Raw genomic sequence first — 15,813 nt, 5'->3', positions numbered from 1 at the left:
GATGCGCGGCCTGGGCGGGCAGGGCACGAGCGTGGGCCGCGGTGCGGCCCGGCCGCTCTCGGGAACGAGCTTGTCAGATCACCGGGGGCCGGCCCAGTCGGGTCAGGCGCCAGACGGTACGCCACTTCATGGGCCTGCGCGGTCCGCACGGCGTGCTCCAGCCTTCCCGGAAACCGGCGAACCACGCCTTGAGGGCGGGCCGTGAGGGGCGGCGCACGAGGGTGAGCAGCATCCAGACACCGAGGTAGACCGGGACGAGCAGCGCGGGCAGGTTGCGGCGGGCGAGCCAGACGCGGTTGCGGGCGACCATGCGGTGGTAGACCGCGTGCCGCGAGGGCGCGGTCGTCGGGTGGTACAGCACCATGTCGGACCGGTAGTCGATCATCCAGCCCGCGTCGAGGGCCCGCCATGCCAGGTCGGTTTCCTCGTGGGCGTAGAAGAACTCGTCCGGGAGGCCGCCGACTTCGGCGAAGACCTGGGTGCGTACGGCGTTGGCGCCGCCGAGGAAGGTGGTGACCCGGGAGGAGCGCATCGGGTCGGAGGCGCGCAGCCGGGGGACGTGCCGGCGCTGGGTGACGCCGGTTTCGGGGTCGGCGATGCGGAAGCTGACGATGCCGAGCCTCGGGTCGGCGGCGAAGGCCTGCCGGCACAGTTCGGCGGTGTCGTGGTTCGGCAGGAGACCGTCGTCGTCGAGGAAAAGCAGTATGTCGACATCTCGACCGCTGGGGCCGAAGGCCTCGATGCCGACGTTGCGGCCGCCGGGGATGCCGAGGTTCTCCGGCAGCTCGACGGTGCGCACGCCCGCGGGGACGTCCGGGACGGGCGAGCCGTTGCCGACGACGACCACCTCGACCGGGTCGCCGTCCTGCTTGGCGACCGAGTCGAGCAGGGCACGCAGCTCCTCGGGGCGGTTGCCCATGGTGATGACGACCGCGCCGACCTTCATGCCGCGGCTCACTTCAGCCTGCTGGAGGCGAGGATGGACACGAGGTGCAGCAGCGTCTGGAGCAGGGCGATGCCGGCGAGCACCGCGACGCCGAGCCGCGAGAAGAACAGGTCGTCGCGCACCTGGTCCACGATCGCGAGGACCAGGATCAGCAGCGACGCCTCGATGCCGAGGATCAGCCGGTGGAACTTGAGCAGGGAGGCGGCCTTGCGGGCCAGCGCCATGCCGGAGGAGCGCATCTCGGCGGCCGACTCCTGCACCGGCGGCTTGCCGGCCTGGTGCCGGGCGACACCGACCAGGTCGGTCTCCGCCTTGATGAGGATCGCGCCGAGGGCGGCGAGCGTGCCGAGGAAGGCCCACAGCCAGTCGATGCGGCCGCTGCCGAACAGGTCGGCGGCGCGCAGACCGAAGCCGGTCAGGACGGCCGCGTCGGTCAGGTACGCGCCGACGCGGTCGAGGTAGACGCCGTTGAGCGAGTACTGCTTCTTCCAGCGCGCGATCTCGCCGTCGACGCAGTCGAGGAGCAGGTACATCTGGACGCACACCACGCCGAGCACGGCGCCCGGGATCCCCGGCACCAGCAGTGCCGGGGCCGCGAGGACACCGAAGACGGTCATCAGGTACGTGAGCTGGTTGGGCGTGACCCTGGTGTTCACCAGGTAGCGGTCCACCCGCAGGGACACCTCACGCATGTAGAGGCGTCCCATCCAGTGCTCACCGCTGCGCCGGTCCTTGACCCCAGCGGGGTGGACGACCGGACGGAGTTCAGCTACCGATGGCCTTGACATAGTCGGCGTAGATGTCCTTGATCTGGTCGGTCTTGAGGTCGAGGTGTTCGAGGATGGTGTAGCGGCCGGGACGGGTCTGCGGGGCGAACTCCACGGCGCGCACGAACTCCGCGGGCGTGAAGCCGATCTCCTCCGGCAGTACCGGAAGTCCGTGCCGGCGCAGGACCTCGGCCATGTAGGCCGCTTCCTCGTGGGCTCCGCGCAGGTACATCGCGAAGGCCGCGCCCAGGCCGCACTGCTCGCCGTGGGCGGCAGAACGCTTGGGGTAGAGCAGGTCGAACGCGTGGTTGATCTCGTGGCAGGAGCCGGACGCGGGCCGCGAGTCGCCGGAGATCGACATCGCGACGCCGGTGAGGACCAGGGCCTCGGCGAGCACCTGGAGGAAGTCGTTGTCCCCGACCCCGCCCGGGTGCCGGAGCACCGCCTCGCCGGCCTGGCGGGCCATGGCGGCGGCGAGTCCGTCGATCTTCTCGCCCTTGACGCGGTTCGCCAGCTCCCAGTCGGCGATCGCGTTGATGTTGGAGACCGCGTCACCGATGCCCGCGCGCACGAAGCGCACCGGGGCCTCGCGGATGACGTCCAGGTCGATGACGGCCGCTATCGGGTTGGGCACGCCGTAGGAGCCGCGGCCCGCGTCGTTGTCGAGGGTCGCGACGGGCGAGCACAAGCCGTCGTGCGCGAGGTTGGTCGGTACGGCGACCAGGGGCAGGCCGACGCGTGCGGCGGCGAACTTGGCGCAGTCGATGATCTTGCCACCGCCCAGTCCGACGACCGCGTCGTAGTGACCGGCCTTCATGTCGCCGGCCAGCCGGATCGCGTCGTCGAGGGTGCCGCCGCCGACCTCGTACCAGGTGGCCCCGGGCAGGGAGGGCTCGAGCCGCTCGCGCAGCCTCGCGCCCGAGCCGCCGCTGACCGCGACGGCCAGCTTGCCCGAGTGCGAGATCCGCTCGTCGGCGAGCACGCACGCCAGGTCGTCGAGGGCACCCGGGCGGATGTCCACGACGACCGGCGAGGGGATCAGCCTTGTCAGTACCGGCACGCGATCTCCCGTCCACGGGCGAGGTCGTCGTGGTTGTCGATCTCCACCCACGGGACGTCGCCGATCGGCGCGACGTCGATACGGAAGCCGCGGTTCACGAGCTCCTGGTAGCCGTGCTCGTAGAACTGTTGCGGGTCGGTCTCCCAGACCGTTTTCAGCGCGTCGGCCAGTTCGGGGGCGGCGTCGCCCTCGATGAGGGTGACGCCGATGTACTCACCGGTGGCCTCGGCGGGGTCCATCAGCTTGGTGATCTTCGTCATGCCGCGCTCGGCGTCGACGACGACCTTCATCTCCTCGTCTGCGAGGTTCTTCACCGTGTCCAGGGCGAGGATGATCCGCTTGCCCTCGCCCCGGGCGGCGAGCAGCGTCTTCTCGACGGAGACCGGGTGCACGGTGTCGCCGTTGGCGAGGATCACGCCGTCCTTGAGGGCGTCACGGCCGCACCACAGGGAGTAGGCGTTGTTCCACTCCTCGGCCTTGTCGTTGTCGATGAGGGTGAGCTTGAGGCCGTACTTCGCCTCCAGGGCCGCCTTGCGCTCGTACACGGCCTCCTTGCGGTAGCCGACGATGACCGCGACCTCGGTCAGACCGATCTCGGCGAAGTTGCCGAGGGTGAGGTCCAGGACCGTCGGTTCGCCCTCTATGCCCGCGGGGCCCACCGGCACCAGAGCCTTGGGGAGGCTGTCGGTGTAGGGGCGCAGTCGGCGTCCGGCGCCGGCCGCCAGCACGAGGCCGATCATGCGGGTTCTCCTTCGTCGTGTACGGCGGGCGCCCCTGCGGACACCCAGAAGCGGATGCTCTCGACGAGCACCAGCAGGGCCACGGCCACGGCCAGGACCGTGAGCGCGACGGTGAACTGCGAAGCGGTGAGCAGCGCGGCCAGGACGGTGACGAGCAGTGTCCGCCCCTCGTGCCCCCCGACGGCGCGCACCAGCCAGGCCGGGGGCGCTCCGGCGTTGCCGCGGATGCGGTACACCGTGTCGTAGTGATGGTAGGCGACGGCCGCCACCAGGCCGAAAGCCGCGGGAAGCGCTCCGTTCACGTCCGCTTCGGCCGCGAGCAGCAGGACGGTGCCGTACTCCGCGGCGCGGAAGAAGGGCGGGACGAGCCAGTCGAGGGCGCCCTTGAGGGGACGGGCGACGGCGAGGCCCGAGGTGACGGCGTAGATCACGGCGCCGGCCACGACAAGGGGGCCACCGAAGCCGGGCTGCCAGGCGAGGCCGACGAGGACGAGGCCGCCGAGCAGGGCCACGAGGGGGGCGGCGAAGCCGGGCAGGCGGCGCGCGGGAGCCCTGAGGACGCCCGCGACACCCTGCGCGAGCGGGCCGGAGTCGGCGAGGTCCGCGAGCGCCTGCGCGGCCCGGTCGGTCCGCCGGGCCTTGCGGGTCAGCGAGCGCAGCACCCGCCCCGCCGTGGTGTACGTCGCCGCGAAGGCGCACCCGACGAGCAGGGCGTAGAAGGTGATCCGCGGAGTCGTCAGCGCGGTCAGCACCGCGATCATCGCCCAGCGCTCCCCGATGGGCAGGACGATCATCCGCCGCACCCACACCGTCCAGCCGACGCTGTCGAGCTTGTCCGAGAGGGCCGCCGTGGGGCTGGTGTTGGCGGTGGCGTCGTGGTTCGCCTCGTTGAAGGAGAAGTCGACGACGTGCCGGCAGGTCTGGAGGACCATCGCGCCGAGCGCGAGGGCCCAGACGTCATCGCCGCCGCGGGCCGCTCCCAGGGCGAGGCCGGCGTAGTAGGCGTACTCCTTGGCCCGGTCGAAGGTGGCGTCGAGCCAGGCGCCGAGGGTGGAGTACTGCAGGGAGTAGCGGGCGAGCTGGCCGTCGGTGCAGTCCAGGACGAAGGACGCGATGAGCAGGACGCCCGCGGCGACGAAGCCGCCCCGGGTGCCGGTGCCCGCGCAGGCCGCCGCGACGAGCGCGGTGATCAGGGACGCCGTGGTGACCTGGTTCGGGGTCAGGCCGCGGCGGGCGCACCAGCGGGCGATGTAGCGGGAGTAGGGGCTGATGAAGTGCGTGGTGAAGAAGCCGTCCCGGGACTTCACGGCGGACTTGAGGCGTACGGCCTCGTCGTCGACGTCCGCGACGGCCTGCCGTGCCTCGTTGCGGGCCTGGGGGTCGGCGGGGACGGCGGCGACCAGGCTGCCGAGCTCGGGGCGGTGCACCTCGGCGCCGTCGTCGGCCAGCGCGGTGACGATGCGGTCGGGGAGGCTGTCCACTGCGAGGGCCGTGCCGCCGCCCGCGGAGTTCTCGCGGGCCAGTGCCCGGGTCAGGGTCGCGCGGCCGTCGGGCTGCGCGGTGACGGCTCCGGGTACGGCGGCGAGGGAGAAGCGGGGGTCGGTGAGGCCGAGGCGCAGCGCGTGCACGTGGCCGACGAACCGGGCGTCGACGAGGGCGACGCGCTGGTCGCAGGGCGCCTCGGCGACCAGCCGCTCGGCGTCGGCGGCGTCCGCGGCGACCTGCACGTCGAAGCCGAGGGACCGCAGATCACCCTCGATCGACGATCCGGGGACCGGCTGACCGGTGAGGATGGCGGTCGACAACCGAACTCACTCCCTGGGTGCCGGCGCGCGGGCGCCGGTCATGTGCACGATGGGGGCGCCCCTTGGCTGGACCAGGCGGGCGGCATGTCGGCAGAGGCTATCGGATGCCAAGAAGGCTGCGTTCACCGCCCGTTAACGGGCCGATCGACAGCGACTCCCCCGGCCTTTGCCGCGATCATCATGGGTGATCACGGCCCCCGCCCACAAACCGCCCTCCGCAGAGCGGACATCCGGGACATCGCCAGGCTCCGGGAGCGTCGGCATAGGGTGGACGACCATGACGTGGCTGATCACCGGCGGTGCCGGGTACATAGGGGCGCATGTGGCGCGGGCCATGACGGGGGCCGGGGAACGGGTGCTCGTCCTGGACGACCTCTCGGCGGGGGTGCCCGCGCGGCTGCCCGCCGACGTGCCGCTGGTCCGCGGCTCCTCGCTGGACGGCGGACTGCTGAAGCGGGTGCTGGCCGAGCACGCGGTGACGGGTGTGGTGCACCTCGCGGCGCGCAAGCAGGTCGCCGAGTCGGTGGCGCAGCCCACCCGCTACTACCAGGAGAACGTCGGCGGTCTCGCGACCCTCCTGGAGGCGGTCGCGGAGGCCGGGATCGAACGCTTCCTGTTCTCCTCCTCGGCGGCCGTCTACGGCAACCCCGATGTGGGCCTGATCACGGAGGAGACGCCCTGCGCCCCCGTGAACCCGTACGGCGAGACGAAGCTCGCCGGGGAGTGGCTGGTGCGGGCGGCCGGACAGGCGCACGGGATCTCCACCGTGTGCCTGCGCTACTTCAACGTGGCCGGGGCGGCGGCGCCGGAGCTCGCGGACACCGGTGTCTTCAACATCGTGCCCATGGTCTTCGACCGTCTCACCCGCGACGAGGCCCCGCGGATCTTCGGGGACGACTACCCGACCCCGGACGGCACCTGCATCCGTGACTACATCCATGTGTCCGATCTCGCCGAGGCGCACCTCGCGGCGGCCCGGCGGCTGTCCGACGGCGACCGGCGCGGGGACCTGACGGTCAACATCGGTCGCGGCGAGGGCGTCTCCGTGCGCGAGATGGTCACGGTGATCGGAGAGGTGACCGGAGACCGACGGCCCGCGGTCGTGGAGCCCCGGCGCCCGGGGGACGCCCCCGTCTCGGTGGCCTCGGCCGCCCGGGCCGCCGAGACGCTCGGCTGGAGCGCCCGCCGGGGGGTGCGCGAGATGATCGAGTCCGCCTGGCGCGGATGGCTGCTGCACCACGGCTGAACCCGTCGGGGCCGCCCTGACCTGCGTTTCGTTTCCGCAGGTCAGGGCACATGACAACGGTGTTCAGTGCCGCGTTGCCGGGTACCCCCCACCCGTAGTTGACTGTGATCCCGGACGGGATGTTCGGGATCGACGCGACGGAGGCGGCTTCCATGGGGGCAGGGCACGATCACGGGCACACGCACGCGCCGCCCGGCGGCACGGCGACCGCCGCGTACGTCGGCAGGCTGCGGGTGGCCCTGTGGATCACGCTCACCGTCATGGTGGTCGAGATCGTCGGCGGGGTCGTCGCCGACTCCCTCGCCCTGGTGGCCGACGCGGCGCACATGGCCACGGACGCGCTCGGCCTCGGCATGGCCCTGCTCGCCATCCACTTCGCCGGCCGCCCGGCGACCGGCAACCGCACCTTCGGGTACGCCCGCGCCGAGATCCTCGCCGCCCTCGCGAACTGCCTGCTGCTGCTCGGGGTCGGCGGTTACGTCCTGTACGAGGCGATCCAGCGGTTCGTCACGCCGGTCGGCACCGAGGGCGGGCTGACCATTGTGTTCGGTGCGATCGGCCTGGTGGCGAACATGGTCTCGCTGACCCTGCTGATGCGCGGCCAGAAGGAGAGCCTGAACGTGCGAGGGGCCTTCCTGGAGGTCGCGGCCGACGCGCTGGGTTCGCTCGCGGTGCTGATCTCGGCGGTGGTGATCCTGACCACGGGCTGGCAGGCCGCCGACCCGATCGCCTCGCTCGTCATCGGCCTGATGATCGTGCCGCGCACCGTCAAGCTGCTGCGCGAGACCCTCGACGTCCTGCTGGAGGCGGCGCCCAAGGACGTCGACATGGCGGAGGTGCGGACCCACATCCTGGCCCTGGACGGCGTGGAGGACGTGCACGACCTGCACGCCTGGACGATCACCTCGGGCATGCCGGTCCTGTCGGCGCACGTGGTGGTGCGCTCCGACGTGCTCAGCGCCATCGGCCACGAGAAGATGCTGCACGAGCTCCAGAACTGCCTCGGCGACCACTTCGACGTGGAGCACTGCACCTTCCAGCTGGAGCCGGTCGGGCACGCGGAGCACGAGGCGCACCTGTGCCACTGACACACGTGTACGGTGCATGAAACGCCTGTTCCGACGGAATGCAGCGATCCGGCGCACCTTCGCGTCCTCCATCGCACAGCCCCGCCCCGAGCGGTTCCCCGCCCGCCGCGCCGGGCACGACAACTGCCGGGAGTGCCGGATCGGTGCGGCACACTTGGGGCGCGAAGACCGATGTGAAGGATGGGTATGCCGACCACACCTGCCACCACGACGCACACTCCGTCGAACGGCGCCGCGAACGCGATCCTGCTGGAACTGGTCGACGAGCACGGTGTGACGATCGGCACCGCGGAGAAGCTCGCCGCCCACCAGCCGCCGGGCCAGCTCCACCGCGCCTTCTCGGTGTTCCTCTTCGACGAACGGGGCCGGCTGCTCCTCCAGCAGCGCGCGCTGGGCAAGTACCACTCCCCCGGCGTGTGGTCCAACACGTGCTGCGGCCACCCCTACCCGGGCGAGGCGCCCTTCGCCGCGGCGGCCCGGCGCACGTACGAGGAGCTGGGGGTCTCCCCGTCGCTGCTCGCCGAGGCGGGCACGGTCCGCTACAACCACCCGGACCCGGACTCGGGCCTGGTCGAGCAGGAGTACAACCACCTGTTCGTCGGCATGGTGCAGGCCCCGCTCGGCCCGGACCCGGAGGAGGTCGCCACGACCGCCTTCGTGACCCCGGCCGAGCTGGCGGAGCGGCACGCGAAGGACCCCTTCTCCGCGTGGTTCATGACGGTGCTGGACGCGGCCCGTCCCGCGGTCAGGGAGCTGACGGGCCCGTCCGCCGGCTGGTGAGGAGCGCGCGGGCGCTCAGGACACGCGCACGGACTTGAGCGGCAGGGCGGCCCAGATCACCTTGCCGCCGCCGGCCGTGTGCTCGACGTCGCAGACGCCGCCCGCCTCCCGGGTGATCTCCCGCACCAGCAGCAGTCCCCGGCCCCCGGTCTCACTGTGCGCGGCCTCCAGGGCGGTCGGCCGGTAGGGGTGGTTGTCCTCCACGGAGACCCGCACCCACTCCGCGCCCACGGCCACCTCCACGGCGAGCATCGGCGAGAGCAGGGCCGCGTGCCGGACGGCGTTCGTGACGAGCTCGGAGACGATCAGCAGGAGGCCCTGGACGAGGTCGTCCGAGACGGGCACTCCCTGGCGGTGCAGCAGGTCCCGCACGGCGTGCCGCGCCTGCGGGACCGAGGCGTCGACGGCGGGGGCGGTGAACCGCCACACGCCCTCGTACGGCAGCGGGTCCGGTGTGCCCGGGCCGAGGGGAGGCGGTTGGAAGGGGTCCTCTCCGCTGTCCGGCGGGCGAGGGTCCGACCCGCGCCCCTGGTCGTCCATTCCTCGGTCGCCACCCTTGCGCTCGATTGTCACCACAGGTCGAGTGTTGGCAGCGGCTCGCTCCGGTCCGGATGCCTGAACAGAAGTCAGCGCATATCGAGCGCCCCTGACCGGATTCGCACGGAACTATTCGGAGGGTGTCGGCTTGGCGGCGGCTTCTTGCTGTTCGGTGACCATCCCGACGATCTTGCGTCCGCCGAAGCCGGTGGCGACGAGCCCGAGGCCGTCGAAGAGCAGGCCGAGCGAGAAGAAGCAGCCGATCACGTACTTGCTGCTGCTCGGCCAGGAGGCCAGCACCAGGATGCCCAGCAGCAGTCCGAAGGCGCCCTGCACGAGCGTCCAGCCGAACTGCGGTCCCCGCACCACCAGGCTGCCGGCCAGCCGGAACACCCCTCCGGTCAGGAAGAGCAGCGCGGCGAACATGGTCAGTGCCGCTGCCGCAGCCTCCGGCCGCACGATGACGACGACACCGGCCGCGATGTTCAGGGCGGCGACCACGACACCGAGCCAGAAGAAGTTGGAGTCCCGGGCCTGGACCGCGTGCAGCAGTCCGACCACGCCGCCGATCAGCAGGAGCCAGCCGAACAGGATCATCGAGGTCAGCGTGGCCACCCCGGTGTAGACCAGCCCGACCAGTCCGGCGATCACCAGGACCACGCCGAGCGCCGCGAGCCAGCCGAAACCGCGGCTCAGCTTCGCCGTCTCCGGGTTCTCCGCCTTGTTCACTGCCATGCGGGGCCTCCTCGCACTGCGGACCCCTTCGTGATCGTACGGTCGGGGCGTGGGGCTAGCATCCGACCCATGGAGTACCCGGAACCGCAGCTGCTGCACACCGTCACCGACGCGGTTGCCACCGTCGTGATCCACCATCCGGCCAAGCGCAATGCCATGACGGCCGCGATGTGGCGGGCGCTGCCGCCGCTGCTGGACACGCTGGCCGCCGACCCCGGTGTCCGGGCGCTCGTGCTGACCGGTGCGGGCGGGACGTTCTGCGCGGGCGCCGACATCTCCACGCTGCGCCGGTCGCCCGAGGAGGCGCAGGGGCTCGCGATGCTGGCCGAGGAGGCCCTCGCCGCGTTCCCGAAGCCGACGCTGGCGGCCGTCCGCGGGCACTGCGTGGGCGGCGGGGCACAGCTCGCGGCGGCGTGCGACCTGCGGTTCGCCGAGGAGGGCGCGCTGTTCGGGGTGACACCGGCGAAGCTCGGGATCGTGTACCCGGCCTCCTCCACCCGGCGGCTGGTGGCGCTGGTCGGCCCCGCCGCGGCCAAGTACCTGCTGTTCTCAGGGGAGTTGATCGACGCGGAGCGGGCACTGCGCACCGGCCTGGTCGACGAGGTGCTGCCGGAGGGCGAACTCACCAAGCGGGTCGGGGAGTTCACCCGGGTCCTGGCGTCCCGTTCGCAGCTCACGCAGGCCGCCGCGAAGGAGTTCGCGAACGGCCGCACCGACCGGGACGCCCACTGGTCCGGGCAGGCACGCGGCAGCGGCGACACCGCGGAGGGGGTCGCCGCCTTCCTGGAACGCAGGACGCCGCGCTTCACCTGGACTACGTCAGGATGAAGCGGCTCTTGGAGCGGAACTCCTCGACGAGGTGCGCGGGCGCCTTCTGCGGCGAGCCGGCGTCGTAGGGCGGCTGCGGGTCGTACTCGGTCAGGAGCTGCACGGCCCGGGCGTGTTCGTCGCCCGCGATCCTGCCGAGCAGCGTGAGGCCCATGTCGATCCCGGAGGAGACGCCCGCGGCGGTGACGTACTTGCCGTCGAACACGACCCGCTCGCCCGTGGGTTCGGCACCCAACTCCTTCAGGAAGTCCAGGGCCAGCCAGTGGGAGGTCGCGCGGCGGCCCCGGAGCAGGCCCGCCGCGGCGAGCAGCAGGGAACCGGTGCACACGGACGTGGTCCAGGTGCTGGTGGCGTCGGCGGCGCGCAGCCAGTCGAGCAGCACCGGGTTCTCCATCTGCGAGGTCTGGCCGGGGCCGCCCGGCACGATCACGATGTCGGGGCCCGGCACCTCGGCGAGCGTCCGGTCGGCGGTGAGGGCCAGCCGGCCGGTGTCGGTGCGCACGGGACCGGCCCGCTCGGCGACGAAGACGGTCTCCGCGTCGGGGAGGCGGCCGAGGGTCTCGTACGGTCCCACGGCGTCCAGGGCGGTGAAGCGGTCGTAGAGGACGATCGCGATCTGCACGGGGTGTCCTTTCAGTGGGCGGGGGTCGGGTGGAAGCGGCGGCGGTACTCGGAGGGGGCCGTGCCGAGCGCCTTGACGAATGCGCGGCGCATGCCCTCGGCGGTGCCGTAGCCGCTGGCGCGGGAGATCTCCTCGATGCCGTCGGAGGTGTCCTCCAGGAGGCGGCGGGCGTGTTCGAGGCGGACCCGGTCGACGTACCGGCCCGGGGTCATGCCGGTCTCGGCCTGGAAGGCACGGGCGAAGTGGCGGGGCGAGAGGCGGGCGCGCGCGGCGAGGGCCTCGACGCTCAGGTCGCCGGCCGGGTGCTCGGTGATCCACTGCTGGACCTCGCGCAGCGGCTCGCGCTGCGCGGTCTGGGCGGCGAGCTGGGCGCTGAACTGGGCCTGGTTGCCGGGCCGGCGCAGGAAGACGACGAGGTGGCGGGCGATGGCCAGGGCGGCGTCCCGGCCCAGGTCCTCCTCGACCAGGGCGAGCGCGAGGTCGATGCCCGAGGTGACGCCGGCGGACGTCGACACCTGTCCGTCGCGGACGTAGATCGGGTCGGGGTCCACCTCGACGGCCGGGTGGTCGCGGGCGAGCTTGTCGCAGTAGGCCCAGTGCGTGGTGACCCGGCGGCCGTCCAGGAGGCCCGCCTCGGCGAGCCGGATGGCGCCGGTGCACACCGAGACCAGGCGTTCGGCCCGGGGCCCGTGCACGCGCAGCCAGTCGGTGAGGAGCGCGTCGGGGCGCCGGGTGCCCCGGCCGCCGGGCACCAGGAGGGTGTGCGGGGCGCCGGCCCGGGCGAGGGCTTCGTCCGGTACGACGGTCAGGCCGCTGGAGGTGCGCACGGGAGCGCCGTCCAGCGAGGCGGTACGGAGGCGGTAGGTGCCCGGTACGAGCTGCTCGGCGCCGGCGAAGACCTCCAGCGGGCCGGTGACGTCGAGGCTCTGGACGCCGTCGAAGAGGACGAGGAGAACGGTTCGCTGGGCCATGTCCTCGATTCTTGGCCGGTGGCGCGATGGCGGCAATGACGAGTTCCCCACCTTTCCTGCCATGCCCGGCACACCCCACGACGGGATACCAAGCGGTCGGTAACCTGCTCGGCATGACTACTGCCGTCCTGGAACCGCGCGCCGGCCGCCGCTGTCACAACCCGCTCAACTCGCTGCACTCCGCGCACTACTTCTCCCCCGAGCTGGGCAGGGAGCTGGCCGCGATCGGCGTCACGCACCCGCGGGCCGTCAACTTCGCGGTGCGGGCCGCCGCGCTGGGGCCGGTGGGCCCGGGGACCGTGGCGGCCGCGTTCTACAACTACAAGTACGAGCTGGTGGCCGAGCACGTGCCGGCCGTGTGGCGCACCGCCGCGCCCGAACAGGTCCTCGCGGCACGCGCGCGTGCCGTCGACGCGACCCTGCGCCGGCTGCTCGGGGACGAGACGGTGGCCTCGGACGGGATGGCCGAGGCGGCGCGGCTCGCGCTGCGGGCCGCGGAGGCCTGCTCGCGCGCCGCGCGCCCGCTGTACTCGGCCCACGCCGACCTACCGGTTCCCGGCGAGCCCCATCTGGCGTTCTGGCACGCCTCGACGCTGCTGCGCGAGCACCGCGGCGACGGCCATCTCGCCGCCCTGATGTCCGCCGAACTGGACGGTCTCGAGGCTCTGGTGACCCACACCGCGACGGGCCGGGGCATGACGCCGTCCTGGGTGTTCACCACGCGCGGCTGGACCCGGGAGGAGTGGGACGCGGCCCGGGGACGGCTCCGCGCGCGCGGGCTGCTGGACGCCGACGGCGAACTGACCGAGCGGGGCGCCGCCCTGCGGGAGGAGATCGAGGCGGAGACGGACCGGCTGGACCGGGCCCCGTACGAGCACCTCGGGGCCGAGGGCGTCCGGCGGCTGACGGAGCTCGCGGTGGGCTTCGCGCGGGCGGCGGTGGCCGCGGGTGCCTATCCCGCGGACCTGATCGGCAAGCGCTGACTTCCGGCCGCGAAGATTGCCCGGCCGTCCCGGAGGTACCCGTCCTGTCCCGGTCGTCGTGGCCGGGAGAGGAAAGGGGATGCACATGTTCCGCGCTATCGCAGACGTCCTGCGCCAGATCGGTGGCGCCATCGCCACCGTGGTCACCCTGCCCTTCCGGGCACTGGCCCGGCTCTTCGGCGGCGCGTCCGGCTCCACGCGGAGCCGCCGGGCCTGACGGCCACGGCACGATGACCGCGCCCTGATCCGCGCCCTGATCCCCCACTGTCGGTGCCGCCTGCCACAATTGCCGCGCAACCTCAGTGAGAAGGCGGTACCGGATCGTGACGACACCCGGGTCCAGCGGGTCCAGCAGCGCAGGGTCGATCGAAGGCAGGATCGCCGAGGAACTCGGCGTACGGGAGCGGCAGGTCAAGGCTGCCGTGGAACTGCTCGACGGCGGTTCCACGGTTCCCTTCATCGCCCGCTACCGCAAGGAAGCGACCGAGATGCTCGACGACGCGCAGTTGCGCACGCTCGAGGAGCGGTTGCGCTACCTGCGGGAGCTGGAGGAGCGGCGCACCGCGATCCTCGACTCGGTGCGCGAGCAGGGCAAGCTCACCGAGGAGCTCCAGGCGCGCATCCTGGGCGCGGAGACCAAGGCGCGCCTCGAGGACATCTACCTGCCGTTCAAGCCGAAGCGGCGCACCAAGGCGCAGATCGCGCGTGAGGCGGGCCTTGAGCCGCTCGCCGAGGGCCTGCTAGGGGACCCGGGTGTCGCACCGCTCGCCGCGGCCGCCGCGTTCGTCGACGCCGACAAGGGCGTACCCGACGCGCAGGCCGCGCTGGACGGTGCCCGGGCCATCCTGACCGAGCGGTTCTCGGAGGACGCCGACCTGATCGGCGAGCTCCGCGAGCGCATGTGGGTGCGCGGGCGGCTGGCCGCGAAGGTGCGGGAGGGCAAGGAGGAGGCGGGCGCCAAGTTCGCCGACTACTTCGACTTCTCGGAGCCCTTCACCGACCTTCCCTCGCACCGGGTCCTCGCGATGCTGCGGGGCGAGAAGGAGGAGGTCCTCGACCTCGTCCTGGAGCCGGAGGAGCCCACCGAGGGACCCTCGTCCTACGAGGGCATCGTGGCCCACCGGTTCGGGATCGCCGACCGCGGCCGGCCCGGCGACAAGTGGCTGACGGACACCGTCCGCTGGGCCTGGCGGACCCGCATCCTGGTGCACCTCGGCATCGACCTGCGGCTGCGCCTGCGGACGGCCGCCGAGGACGAGGCGGTCAACGTGTTCGCGGCCAACCTCCGCGACCTGCTCCTCGCCGCCCCCGCGGGCACCCGCGCGACGCTCGGCCTGGACCCCGGCTTCCGTACCGGCGTGAAGGTCGCCGTGGTCGACGCGACCGGCAAGGTCGTCGCCACCGACGTCATCCACCCGCACGTCCCGGCCAACCGGTGGGACGAGGCGATCGCGAAACTGGCCCGGCTGGCCGAGGAACACGCGGTCGAGCTGATCGCGATCGGCAACGGCACGGCCTCCCGCGAGACCGACAAGCTCGCCGGTGAACTGATCAGCAGGCACCCGGAGCTGAAGCTCACCAAGGTGATGGTCTCCGAGGCCGGCGCGTCGGTGTACTCGGCGTCCGCGTTCGCCTCGCAGGAGCTGCCCGACATGGACGTGTCGCTGCGCGGAGCGGTCTCCATCGCGCGCCGGCTCCAGGACCCGCTGGCCGAGCTGGTGAAGATCGACCCCAAGTCGATCGGCGTCGGCCAGTACCAGCACGACCTGTCCGAGGTGAAGCTGTCGCGCTCGCTGGACGCGGTGGTGGAGGACTGTGTGAACGGCGTCGGGGTCGACGTCAACACGGCGTCCGCTCCCCTGCTCGCCCGGGTCTCCGGGATCACGTCCGGGCTCGCCGAGAACATCGTGGCGCACCGCGACGCGAACGGCCCCTTCAAGTCCCGCACCGAGCTGAAGAAGGTGGCGCGGCTGGGGCCCAAGGCGTACGAGCAGTGCGCGGGCTTCCTGCGGATCCGGGGCGGCGACGACCCGCTGGACTCCTCCAGCGTGCACCCCGAGGCGTACCCGGTGGTGCGGCGGATGGTGAAGACCGCGGGGCAGGAGGTCGCCTCCCTCATCGGCAACACCGGTGTGCTGCGGTCGCTGAGGCCGCAGGACTTCGTCGACGAGACGTTCGGTCTGCCCACCGTGACCGACATCCTCAAGGAGCTGGAGAAGCCGGGGCGCGACCCCCGGCCCGCCTTCAGGACGGCCACCTTCAAGGAGGGCGTCGAGAAGATCTCCGACCTGGTCCCCGGGATGGTGCTGGAGGGGGTCGTGACCAACGTGGCGGCCTTCGGGGCGTTCATCGACGTCGGCGTCCACCAGGACGGTCTGGCGCATGTCTCCGCGCTGTCGAAGACGTTCGTCAAGGATCCGCGGGATGTCGTCAAGCCGGGTGACATCGTCAAGGTGAAGGTGCTGGAGGTCGACATCCCGCGCAAGCGGATCTCGTTGACGCTGCGGCTGGACGACGAGGCGCAGGCCAAGTCCTCCGGTGGGGAACGGCGTCAGCCTCAGCGGGGTGGGCGGCCGCCTCAGCAGCGGCAGCGGCAGCAACCGCGTCAGCAGCAGCGGTCGGCGCCTGCCCCGGCCAACAGCGCGATGGCCGACGCGTTGCGCAAGGCGGGCCTGGTCGATCCGAAGAACGGCAGGCGCTAGGAC

At 72.2% G+C, this 15,813-nt stretch carries 16 protein-coding genes; 7 read left to right on the top strand and 9 right to left on the bottom strand.

Going from position 1 to position 15,813, the window contains the following annotated elements:
• Positions 1 to 73: 73 nt before the first annotated feature.
• The 5 genes from ACIQJT_RS00885 to ACIQJT_RS00865 are packed head-to-tail and all read right to left on the bottom strand — an operon-like array spanning position 74 to position 5,318.
• Positions 74 to 958 carry a glycosyltransferase gene (locus ACIQJT_RS00885; protein ID WP_365454259.1) on the bottom strand — a complete coding sequence of 295 codons (885 nt, stop codon included), beginning with the start codon at positions 956 to 958 and terminating at the stop codon, positions 74 to 76.
• Positions 955 to 1,734, bottom strand: a complete 780-nt coding sequence (locus ACIQJT_RS00880) for a CDP-alcohol phosphatidyltransferase family protein (RefSeq protein WP_078959916.1) — start codon at positions 1,732 to 1,734, stop codon at positions 955 to 957. Before ACIQJT_RS00880 ends, ACIQJT_RS00885 begins: the two co-directional genes overlap by 4 nt.
• Positions 1,712 to 2,773, bottom strand: coding sequence for an iron-containing alcohol dehydrogenase family protein (locus ACIQJT_RS00875; protein WP_402638754.1), 1,062 nt, complete (start codon positions 2,771 to 2,773; stop codon positions 1,712 to 1,714). The genes ACIQJT_RS00880 and ACIQJT_RS00875 overlap by 23 nt, the downstream gene beginning before the upstream one ends.
• The gene (locus ACIQJT_RS00870) at positions 2,761 to 3,513 is read right to left on the bottom strand and encodes a phosphocholine cytidylyltransferase family protein (RefSeq protein WP_365454255.1); all 753 of its coding nucleotides are present in this window, start codon (positions 3,511 to 3,513) and stop codon (positions 2,761 to 2,763) included. The genes ACIQJT_RS00875 and ACIQJT_RS00870 overlap by 13 nt, the downstream gene beginning before the upstream one ends.
• Positions 3,510 to 5,318 carry a DUF5941 domain-containing protein gene (locus ACIQJT_RS00865; RefSeq protein ID WP_402638752.1) on the bottom strand — a complete coding sequence of 603 codons (1,809 nt, stop codon included), beginning with the start codon at positions 5,316 to 5,318 and terminating at the stop codon, positions 3,510 to 3,512. Before ACIQJT_RS00865 ends, ACIQJT_RS00870 begins: the two co-directional genes overlap by 4 nt.
• A 277-nt stretch (positions 5,319 to 5,595) precedes the next feature.
• Here ACIQJT_RS00865 and galE point away from each other — a divergent pair, with 277 nt between their 5' ends.
• From galE to idi, 3 genes are all read left to right on the top strand, one after another.
• Positions 5,596 to 6,564: a UDP-glucose 4-epimerase GalE gene (gene galE, locus ACIQJT_RS00860; RefSeq protein ID WP_365454249.1), complete on the top strand. Its 969-nt coding sequence runs from the start codon at positions 5,596 to 5,598 to the stop codon at positions 6,562 to 6,564.
• Between the two features lie 152 nt (positions 6,565 to 6,716).
• Entirely contained in the window at positions 6,717 to 7,652 is a 936-nt protein-coding gene (locus ACIQJT_RS00855; RefSeq protein ID WP_402638750.1) for a cation diffusion facilitator family transporter, read from the top strand.
• Between the two features lie 186 nt (positions 7,653 to 7,838).
• On the top strand, positions 7,839 to 8,432 hold the full coding sequence (gene idi, locus ACIQJT_RS00850) for an isopentenyl-diphosphate Delta-isomerase (RefSeq protein WP_053849008.1): 594 nt from the start codon (positions 7,839 to 7,841) through the stop codon (positions 8,430 to 8,432).
• 15 nt (positions 8,433 to 8,447) lie between these two features.
• Here the strand turns inward: idi and ACIQJT_RS00845 are convergent, their stop codons facing one another.
• Both ACIQJT_RS00845 and ACIQJT_RS00840 read right to left on the bottom strand, forming a co-directional pair.
• Positions 8,448 to 8,972 carry an ATP-binding protein gene (locus ACIQJT_RS00845; RefSeq protein WP_053849007.1) on the bottom strand — a complete coding sequence of 175 codons (525 nt, stop codon included), beginning with the start codon at positions 8,970 to 8,972 and terminating at the stop codon, positions 8,448 to 8,450.
• A 126-nt stretch (positions 8,973 to 9,098) separates the two neighbouring features.
• Positions 9,099 to 9,704, bottom strand: a complete 606-nt coding sequence (locus ACIQJT_RS00840) for a DUF308 domain-containing protein (RefSeq protein ID WP_365454246.1) — start codon at positions 9,702 to 9,704, stop codon at positions 9,099 to 9,101.
• Between the two features lie 69 nt (positions 9,705 to 9,773).
• Between ACIQJT_RS00840 and ACIQJT_RS00835 the strand changes: the two genes are divergently transcribed.
• A complete protein-coding gene (locus ACIQJT_RS00835; protein WP_365454243.1) occupies positions 9,774 to 10,532 on the top strand; it encodes an enoyl-CoA hydratase/isomerase family protein in 759 nt (252 codons plus the stop codon).
• Here the strand turns inward: ACIQJT_RS00835 and ACIQJT_RS00830 are convergent.
• Both ACIQJT_RS00830 and ACIQJT_RS00825 read right to left on the bottom strand, forming a co-directional pair.
• Positions 10,519 to 11,154: a DJ-1/PfpI family protein gene (locus tag ACIQJT_RS00830; RefSeq protein ID WP_402638746.1), complete on the bottom strand. Its 636-nt coding sequence runs from the start codon at positions 11,152 to 11,154 to the stop codon at positions 10,519 to 10,521. The genes ACIQJT_RS00835 and ACIQJT_RS00830 overlap by 14 nt on opposite strands.
• Positions 11,155 to 11,165: 11 nt before the next feature.
• Positions 11,166 to 12,125 carry a GlxA family transcriptional regulator gene (locus ACIQJT_RS00825; RefSeq protein WP_402638744.1) on the bottom strand — a complete coding sequence of 320 codons (960 nt, stop codon included), beginning with the start codon at positions 12,123 to 12,125 and terminating at the stop codon, positions 11,166 to 11,168.
• Positions 12,126 to 12,238: 113 nt separating this feature from the next.
• On the opposite strand from ACIQJT_RS00825, the gene ACIQJT_RS00820 reads away from it, so the two are divergent.
• The 3 genes from ACIQJT_RS00820 (at position 12,239) to ACIQJT_RS00810 (ending at position 15,810) form a co-directional block, all read left to right on the top strand.
• On the top strand, positions 12,239 to 13,108 hold the full coding sequence (locus tag ACIQJT_RS00820; RefSeq protein WP_402638741.1) for a hypothetical protein: 870 nt from the start codon (positions 12,239 to 12,241) through the stop codon (positions 13,106 to 13,108).
• Positions 13,109 to 13,193: 85 nt separating this feature from the next.
• Positions 13,194 to 13,325, top strand: a complete 132-nt coding sequence (locus ACIQJT_RS00815) for an LPFR motif small protein (RefSeq protein ID WP_252100555.1) — start codon at positions 13,194 to 13,196, stop codon at positions 13,323 to 13,325.
• Between the two features lie 106 nt (positions 13,326 to 13,431).
• Positions 13,432 to 15,810: a Tex family protein gene (locus ACIQJT_RS00810; protein ID WP_402638738.1), complete on the top strand. Its 2,379-nt coding sequence runs from the start codon at positions 13,432 to 13,434 to the stop codon at positions 15,808 to 15,810.
• Positions 15,811 to 15,813 lie beyond the last annotated feature (3 nt).

Source organism: Streptomyces sp. NPDC091972, from assembly GCF_044756385.1.
GTDB lineage: Bacteria > Actinomycetota > Actinomycetes > Streptomycetales > Streptomycetaceae > Streptomyces.
Note: the sequence above shows the minus strand (reverse complement) of the source record. Positions and strands in the feature narration are given on the sequence as shown.